The 7,710-nt window shown below is 69.4% G+C and carries 10 protein-coding genes; 2 read left to right on the forward strand and 8 right to left on the reverse strand.

Going from position 1 to position 7,710, the window contains the following annotated elements:
* Window positions 1–185: 185 nt before the first annotated feature.
* The 6 genes from LQV45_RS13885 to rpsF all read right to left on the reverse strand — a co-directional run bounded on the left by LQV45_RS13885 (window position 186) and on the right by rpsF (window position 3,909).
* A complete protein-coding gene (locus tag LQV45_RS13885) occupies window positions 186–617 on the reverse strand; it encodes a cupin domain-containing protein (RefSeq protein ID WP_230007538.1) in 432 nt (143 codons plus the stop codon).
* A complete protein-coding gene (locus LQV45_RS13890) occupies window positions 610–1,935 on the reverse strand; it encodes an amidohydrolase family protein (protein ID WP_230007539.1) in 1,326 nt (441 codons plus the stop codon). The genes LQV45_RS13885 and LQV45_RS13890 overlap by 8 nt, the downstream gene beginning before the upstream one ends.
* Window positions 1,936–2,179: 244 nt before the next feature.
* Window positions 2,180–2,632, reverse strand: a complete 453-nt coding sequence (rplI, locus tag LQV45_RS13895; protein ID WP_230007540.1) for a 50S ribosomal protein L9 — start codon at window positions 2,630–2,632, stop codon at window positions 2,180–2,182.
* 10 nt (window positions 2,633–2,642) lie between these two features.
* On the reverse strand, window positions 2,643–2,897 hold the full coding sequence (rpsR, locus tag LQV45_RS13900) for a 30S ribosomal protein S18 (RefSeq protein WP_013584646.1): 255 nt from the start codon (window positions 2,895–2,897) through the stop codon (window positions 2,643–2,645).
* Window positions 2,898–2,998: 101 nt separating this feature from the next.
* Entirely contained in the window at window positions 2,999–3,511 is a 513-nt protein-coding gene (locus LQV45_RS13905; protein ID WP_230007541.1) for a single-stranded DNA-binding protein, read from the reverse strand.
* 5 nt (window positions 3,512–3,516) lie between these two features.
* Window positions 3,517–3,909, reverse strand: a complete 393-nt coding sequence (gene rpsF, locus LQV45_RS13910) for a 30S ribosomal protein S6 (protein ID WP_138177630.1) — start codon at window positions 3,907–3,909, stop codon at window positions 3,517–3,519.
* A gap of 210 nt (window positions 3,910–4,119) precedes the next feature.
* On the opposite strand from rpsF, the gene LQV45_RS13915 reads away from it, so the two are divergent.
* Entirely contained in the window at window positions 4,120–5,211 is a 1,092-nt protein-coding gene (locus LQV45_RS13915; protein ID WP_230007542.1) for a hypothetical protein, read from the forward strand.
* A 71-nt stretch (window positions 5,212–5,282) separates the two neighbouring features.
* On the opposite strand, the gene LQV45_RS13920 is transcribed toward LQV45_RS13915, so the two are convergent.
* The gene (locus LQV45_RS13920) at window positions 5,283–6,032 is read right to left on the reverse strand and encodes a 3-hydroxybutyrate dehydrogenase (protein ID WP_230007543.1); all 750 of its coding nucleotides are present in this window, start codon (window positions 6,030–6,032) and stop codon (window positions 5,283–5,285) included.
* A 5-nt stretch (window positions 6,033–6,037) separates the two neighbouring features.
* Entirely contained in the window at window positions 6,038–7,399 is a 1,362-nt protein-coding gene (locus LQV45_RS13925) for an MFS transporter (protein ID WP_230007544.1), read from the reverse strand.
* A 131-nt stretch (window positions 7,400–7,530) separates the two neighbouring features.
* On the opposite strand from LQV45_RS13925, the gene LQV45_RS13930 reads away from it, so the two are divergent.
* The coding region (locus LQV45_RS13930; RefSeq protein WP_230007545.1) for a LysR family transcriptional regulator at window positions 7,531–7,710 on the forward strand (180 nt) is incomplete at its 3' end.

Here is a 7,710-nt window from a genome sequence, read left to right on the forward strand (position 1 = left end):
GCACCCCGCGACGGGAGGAGAATCTCGCGGCGGAGGACCGCCGGCATCCCTTCCGCCCTCCGCTCCCCGAATCTCCTCCGCCGCCCGCACCCGCTGCGCCCCGGACCGCGCCCGACGCACCCTCACCCGAGGCAACCGCGCCCGACCAACCGCCCCAAAACAACCGCCCCGCGAGCGGACCCGGCTCAATCGGCCAGGCGCCAGTCCTCGAAGCTGAAGCCGGGCGAGACGAGGCAGCTGACGACACACTCCGCGTCGTCGACGAGGCGCGGGGCCTGCCACACGCCCGCGGGGACCGTGGCTTGCAGCCGCTCCCCCGCCGCGAGGTCGGCGCCGAGCACGACGGCATCCGTGAGCTCGGGAGAGATCCCGTCGCCGCCGAACGACAGCTCGAGGCGGCCCGGACCGTGCCATAGCCACAGTTCGTCGCTCGTGACGACGTGCCAGGCGCTGTGCTCGCCCGGCGTCAGCAGGTAATGGATGCAGGTCGCCGCCGGCCGAACTCCCCCGGGCGTCTCGACCGCGTACGAGCCGGTCCACATGCGGCGGAACCAGCCGCCCTCGGCGTGCGGCTCGAGGTCGAGCAGGCGGGCGGTGGCGGGGCGGTCGTCAGTCACGGTGCACTCCGGTCTCTCGGGTGAAGGCGGCGGATGCGAAGCGCACCTCGCCGTCGATGAAGGTCGCCGCCGCGCGCCCGGCGCCGTCGACGACGAGGTGCTCGATCGTGTCGTCGACGTCAGCGGGAGCGATGTCGAAGAACGCGAGGTCGGCCACGGCGCCGACCGAGAGGTATCCCGTGCGGTCGGGCCCGGTGTCGAGCCCCATCGCATGCGCCCCGCCGAGCGTCGCCGCCCGCAGCAGCAGCGCGGCCAGGTCGCGGTTGGCGTACCCCTGGGCGCGTGCGAGGCGGTGCAACGCCGCCACGTCGGCGAGCAGGTCAAGCGACGGCGACGACGACAGCGAGTCGGTGCCCACGGCGATCGCATTGCCCTCGACGAGGTACGCGGCCACGGGCGGCTCGTCGAGACCGATCACCGCGTTCGAGCGCGGGCACAGGGCGACGGTGGTCCCTCGTTGCCGCAACACCGAACGGTCGCGCGCGGTCATGTAGACGCCGTGCGCGATGTGGCAGTCGGGTCCGAGCACCCCGAGCTCGTCGACGAACTCGGTCGCCCCGGTGCCGAAGCCTTCGTCGCGCAGCGCCTGGAAGCTCGCGGGCCGCCGCTCCCGCCACGGCAACGCCTCACCGTGCTCGCGCTCGAACGCTGCCTCGCCGAGGTGGATGTGCAGGCGGCTCCCCCGCTCGCGCACGATGTCGGGGATCTCGAGCAGCGGCTCCACGTCGAGAGAGTACGGCGCGTGCGGCGACAGGCCGGTCCCCGGCGGCGCCGGCAGCGAATCCAGCCGCGCCTCGACCTCGGCCCTCCCCCGCTCGGCCCACGCGGCGTTGGTCCAGCTCATCACCTCCCAGTAGGTGATGCCGTGCAGCCGCGCGTCGTGCAGAGCGGATGCCGCCTCGACGTCGGTGACGATGTCGGCCACGGCGGTCGTGCCGGCGGCGATCATCTGTGCGGCTCCCGCCCTGGCATCCGCCGCCCAGTCCAAGCCCGACTCGTAGACCGGCTCGAAAGCCTCGGCCCAATCCTCGAACCCGGCGTACGAGCCGCGCCCGACCTCGGCCATGCCGGTGTACTGCAGGTGGGAGTGGGCGTTGACGAGTCCGGGGGTGAGGATGCCAGGCCAGTGGACCTCGTCGAACTCCACGCCGCGCTGGCGCAGCTCGTGCCGCACCCACTCGCGCTCCCCCACGTGGCGGATGCGCCCACCGGCCACGGCGATCGCCCCGCCCACGATCGGAGGCGCGGTGATGGGGACGACGAGGGATGCCGAGTACAGCACGACCCGCGGGCGCTCGGGTGCGCGATCGACGGTCATGCCGATCAGCCTAGGGACGCGGTGTGACGGCCACGTGTCGCGAGACAAGGGGATCTTGCTGCGCGAGGGTACACAACGCAGGAAATCCGCGGGGCCCCGCTCGGGCACGCCGCGGGACTCCCCGGATCCGGCATGTCCGGCCACCGGATTTCCTTCGTTGTGGATCGCGCGACGTGAAGCGCCGCCGAACACGCAGAACGGCCCCGGTCCGCCGAAGCGGGACCGGGGCCGTGTCAGGCGCGAATTACTTCGCGGCAACCACCTGAAGGGTGATCACGGCGGTGACGTCGTCACGCAGGCGAACGGTCGCCTCGTGCTCGCCGACCGACTTGATCGAAGAGGTGATCTGGATCTTGCGCTTGTCGAGCTCGCCCAGGCCGGCAGCCTTGACGGCGTCAGCGACGTCGCCGGTCTTGACCGAACCGAACAGACGACCCTCGGCACCGGCCTTGACGGCCAGCTTGACGGTGGTCGACTCGAGCGAGTTCTTCAGCGCCACGGCATCTTCGTGAGCGTGGATCGCGCGGGCTTCGCGGGCGGCGCGAATCGACGCCACCTGCTTCTCGCCACCGCGGGACCAGGACACGGCGAAGCCCTGGGGGATGAGGTAGTTACGGGCGTACCCGTTCTTGACCTCGACAACGTCACCGGCGCTACCGAGCCCGGTGACCTCATTCGTGAGAATCAGCTTTGCCATCGGGTGCTCCTTAGCGGCCGGCGCCGGCGTAGGGCAGGAGAGCCATCTCGCGCGCGTTCTTGATGGCGCGGGCGATCAGGCGCTGCTCCTGCACGGAGACACCGGTGATACGACGGGCGCGGATCTTCCCGCGCTCCGAGATGAACTTGCGGAGGGTCGCGACGTCCTTGTAGTCGATGACGCCGACGCGGATCGCCTTCGCGGGGGCGGCGTTCTTCGCGCCCTTCCGCGGCTTGCGGCGGTCGCCAGTGGCCTTTCCAGCCATGCTTCCTTCTTTCGTGTGGGTTCGGATGCCGGGGCGGGCGAGCCGCCTGGCGGGTGGCATCCGGAATTTTCGGGGTCGTCACGCCGTGAGGCGCAGCGAGATCAGAACGGGGTGTCGTCTCCGTAGGAACCGGGAGTGCTCCACGCGTCGGCGCCGCCGCCGTTGTTCGACCCGGGGGTCGACCACGGCTCGTCGGCGCCCTGCTGGACCTGCTGACGCTGTCCGCCGCCGCCACCGGCGCCGCCCGAAGAGGCAGCGCGAGTGACCTGAGCGGTCGCGTAGCGGAGCGAGGGGCCGATCTCGTCGACCTCCAGCTCGATCGAGGTGCGGTTGTTGCCCTCGCGGTCCTGGTAGGAGCGCTGCTTCAGGCGACCGGTCGCGATGACACGGGAACCCTTCGTCAGCGAACCGGCGACATGCTCGGCGAACTCGCGCCACACCGAGGCGCGCAGGAACAGCGCCTCGCCGTCCTTCCACTCGTTCGCCTGACGGTCAAACGTGCGGGGAGTAGACGCGATCGTGAAGTTCGCCACCGGCAGGCCGTTCTGCGTGTACCGCAGCTCGGGGTCGGCCGTGAGGTTGCCCACGACGGTGATGACGGTTTCGCCGGCCATCGTCGTTACTTCGCAGCCTTCTCGGCGGACTCGACCTTGCGGGGAGCGGCAGCCTTGCGAGCGGCCTTCTCCTCGGAGCGCTTCGCCTCGGCGGCGACCTGAGCGATGGCCTCCTCGGCGCGGAGGACCTTGGTACGCATGATCTGCTCGTTCAGCTTCAGCTGACGGTCGAGCTCCTGCGTGGCCTCGCTCGTGGCGGTGAAGTCCACGACGGCGTAGATGCCTTCGTTCTTCTTCTTGATCTCGTAGGCCAGACGGCGGCGGCCCCAGACATCGACCTTCTCGATGGTTCCCCCATCGTTGGTGATGACCTTGAGGAACCCGTCGAGCTTCGGAGCGACCTGGCGCTCGTCGACCTCGGGGTCGAAGATGACCATGAGTTCGTACTGGTGCGTCACTAACCCACCTCCTTCGGACTAGAACGGCTGACGGGCATTTCCCGGCAGCAGGAGGGTGTGTTGCACGTCGTCTCGGGCTTACACGCGCATGGGCGTCGCCAGACAACCTTCGTAGTCTAACGGATGCCACTCCCCTGCGGGAATCGAGCGTTTCGGCCGTGGATCGCGCCGCTCGGTTCGCGTCTCGCCGGCGCTCGGTAGCGTGGGGGCATGAGCGGTACCGCCCTGGACACTTCAGCCCTCACGGGGCCGGTCGACCGCGCCGAGGTGCGCGCGTTCACGGCCCGACTGCGGCGCGAGGGGAAGCTCACGAGCATCGTCATCACGGTGGTCGGGTTCGTCGTCGTGGGTAGCATCCTGCTGCTCTCGGCGACGCTGCTCGCCGCAGTGGTGAGCTTCGGACTGCTCGCGGACGCCGACGGCCGGCCGAGCCCGATCGGCATCCTCTTCCTCCTGGTGTTCGTCGCCGCGGTGCTCGCCGTCGGATACGCACTGGCGACGCTGTTCCACGGGCGAGCCGAGCGCCGCTACCGGCTCGCGCGCTTCGCCGAAGCCAACGGCATGTCCTGGACCCCGACGGTCCCGAACCCCGGCCTGCCCGGCATGATCTTCAGCGAAGGACGCGACCGCGAGGCGACCGACGTCGTGCGCGGACCGCTCCCCCGCGGCGTCGAGATCGGCAACTACACGTACAAGACCGGATCGGGCAAGAACGAGCAGACGCACAAGTGGGCGTACGTCGAGATCCGGCTCGACACGCCGCTGCCCCACATCGTCCTGGATGCCGTGGGCAACAACGGCCTGTTCGGTGGGTCCAACCTCCCGGCGATGTTCAGCCGCGATCAGCGGTTGAGCCTCGAGGGCGACTTCGACCGGTACTTCGCGCTGTACTGCCCGAAGGGCTACGAGCGCGACGCCCTATACCTCTTCACCCCCGACGTCATGGCGCGGTTCGTCGACAACGCCGCCGCCCTCGACGTCGAGATCGTCGACGACCGCCTGTTCCTCTACGCCCGGCGCGAGCTCTCGACCCTCGACCCCGCCGTGTGGGAGTGGATCTTCGGCACGGTGGATGCCATCGACGACAAGCTCGCGCAGTGGGCGCGGTGGCGCGACGAGCGCCTCTCCGCCGGCGCCGCACCCGCCGCGTCGGGCGTTCCGCTCCTCACTCCCCCGCCCGCCGGCGTCGCCCGCGAGGGCCGGCGGCTGCGCCGCGGCTTCTCGTGGATCGGGGCGGTGATCGCGGTGCTCGCGATCGGGTGGTGGCTGTTCTCGGTCGTCGTGGACATCATCGTCGGCTGACCCGCCACCGACGTCTCGGAACTCAGGAGTCCGGGCGCACACTCCCGCCCGGGCCGGACTCGCCGCCGCAGTCAGTGCGCCGACCAGCCGCCGTCCATGACGTAGCTCGTTCCCGTGACCATCGCGGCATCCGGGCCCGCCAGCCACAGGGCGAGCGACGCGACCTCGGCCGGCTCGACGAGCCGTTTGATCGCGGCATCCTTCAGCAGCACCGTCTCGAGCACCTCGGAATCCGGGATGCCGTGCGCCCGCGCCTGATCCGCGAGCTGTTTCTCGACGAGCGGCGACCGCACGTACCCGGGGTCGATGCAGACGCTCGTGACGCCGTGCGGGCCGCCCTCGAGCGCCGTGGTCTTCGACAGGCCCTCGAGTCCGTGCTTGGCCGTGACGTACGCCGACTTATATGCCGATGCGCGTATACCGTGCACGCTCGACACGTTCAGCACGCGTCCGAAGCCGCGCTCGTACATCCCCGGCAGGGCCGCGCGGATCAGCAGGAACGGTGCCTCGAGCATGAGACGAAGCATGAACGAGAAGCGCTCCGGCGCGAAGTCCTCGATCGGGCTGACGTGCTGGATGCCGGCGTTGTTGACGAGGATGTCGACGTCGAGGCGGAGGTCGGCCAGGGCCGCCGTGTCCGACAGGTCGACCGCCCAGGAGCGGCCGCCGATCTCATCCGCGAGCGCCGCGGCACCCTCGGCGTTGAGATCGGCGACCGTCACGGTCGCGCCGGCCTCGGCGAACGCTCGCGCGATCGCGGCACCGATGCCGCTGGCACCGCCGGTGACGAGGGCGCGGCGTCCGCTGAGGTCGATGCTCATGGTCCCTACTTCCCCCGCGCGGCGTCGGCGGCGTCGATGGCGCGCAGCGAGATGCCGCGCGTCTCTTTCAGCGACAGTACGGCGATCGAGGTGAGCACGCAGGCGGCCACGATGTACAGCGCGATCGGCAGCCACGAGCCGAAGTCGCGCAGCCACTGCGTCGCGAGGATCGGCGCGAGCGAACCGGCGAGGATCGCAGTGACCTGGGCTCCGAGCGAAACGCCCGAGTAGCGCATGCGCGTCGGGAACAGCTCGGCCATCACGGCGGGCTGCGGCGCGTACATGCCGGCGTGGAACACCAGGCCGATGGAGACGGCGGCGACGATGACGACGGGGTTGAGCGTGTCGAACATCGGGAAGGCGAAGAACGCCCACGTCGCGCTGAGGATCGCGCCCGTCAGGTACACGGGCTTGCGGCCGATGCGGTCGGCGAGACGGCCGAGCGGGGGGATCACGGCGAAATGGATGACATGGGCGATGAGCAGCGCGAGGAGGAGCTGACTCGTGTCGTAGGCGTGCACCGTCTTGAGGTAGACGATCGAGAAGCTGACGACGATGTAGTAGACGATGTTCTCCGCGAAGCGCACGCCCATCGCCTGGACGACACCCTTGGGGTAGCGGCGCAGCACCTCGACGACGCCGAACGACGTGGCCTTCTCTTGCTCGACCTGCTTCTTGGCCTCAAGGAAGATCGGGGCCTCTTCGACATGCGTGCGGATGTAGAAGCCGACGAGCACGATCACGGCCGAGAGCCAGAACGCGATGCGCCAGCCCCAGTCGAGGAACGCCGCGGGCGAGAGCACGAACGAGGTGATCAGCAGCACGGTCGTGGCCAGGAGGTTTCCGACCGGGACGGCCGCCTGCGGCCAGCTCGACCAGAACGCGCGCGTGCGGTCCGGGCTCTGCTCCGCGACGAGCAGCACGGCGCCGCCCCACTCGCCACCGACGGCGAAGCCCTGGATGAAGCGCAGGGCCACGAGCATCGCGGGCGCCCAGTATCCGACGGAGGCGAAACCCGGGAGGCATCCCATCAAGAAGGTCGCCGCGCCGACGATGACGATCGTCGCCTGCAGCGTGGGCTTGCGGCCGAACCGGTCGCCGATCTGGCCGAACACGATGCCGCCGAGCGGGCGGGCGACGAACCCGACCGCGTAGGTGACGAACGCCGCGATGATGCCGTCATAGGGGGATCCCGTCGACGGGAAGAAGAACGTACCGAAGACCAGGCTCGCGGCGGTGGCGTAGAGGAAGAATTCGTACCACTCGACGACGGTTCCCACCATCGATGCGGCGACGATTTTCTTGAGCCCGGAACCCTTGGATGCGGGTGCTGCGGCGGTTGTTGCAGAGCGTTCGTTTACGCTCATCTGATTCTCCTTAGTGTCCACGGTGACACGCGCTGTGACGCACAGCACTGAAATGGCTTCATTGAGTATTACCGCACATCCACGGCGATTCAATGGCCAAACCAGCACCCGCTATGTGCAGAATTGCAGATATGAACGCCAATCCCGATGACCTGCTGGTCCTGCTCGCAGTCTCCCGTTCGGCGAAATTCACGACGGCGGCACAGACGCTCGGACTGAACCACACCACCGTTTCCCGCCGGATCGCGGCGCTGGAGAAGGCGCTGGGTGGCCGCGTGCTCTCCCGCGCCTCGGGAGGCTGGGAGCTCACC

The sequence above is a fragment of the Microbacterium sp. Bi128 genome, from assembly GCF_918698205.1.

Excerpts from the sequence above, each read along its gene's own strand:
- LQV45_RS13890 (WP_230007539.1), bottom strand. The coding sequence starts at position 1,935 with ATGACCGTCGATCGCGCACCCGAGCGCCCGCGGGTCGTGCTGTACTCG.
- rplI (WP_230007540.1), bottom strand. The coding sequence starts at position 2,632 with ATGGCAAAGCTGATTCTCACGAATGAGGTCACCGGGCTCGGTAGCGCC.
- rpsR (WP_013584646.1), bottom strand. The coding sequence starts at position 2,897 with ATGGCTGGAAAGGCCACTGGCGACCGCCGCAAGCCGCGGAAGGGCGCG.
- LQV45_RS13905 (WP_230007541.1), bottom strand. The coding sequence starts at position 3,511 with ATGGCCGGCGAAACCGTCATCACCGTCGTGGGCAACCTCACGGCCGAC.
- LQV45_RS13915 (WP_230007542.1), top strand. The coding sequence starts at position 4,120 with ATGAGCGGTACCGCCCTGGACACTTCAGCCCTCACGGGGCCGGTCGAC.
- LQV45_RS13920 (WP_230007543.1), bottom strand. The coding sequence starts at position 6,032 with ATGAGCATCGACCTCAGCGGACGCCGCGCCCTCGTCACCGGCGGTGCC.
- LQV45_RS13925 (WP_230007544.1), bottom strand. The coding sequence starts at position 7,399 with ATGAGCGTAAACGAACGCTCTGCAACAACCGCCGCAGCACCCGCATCC.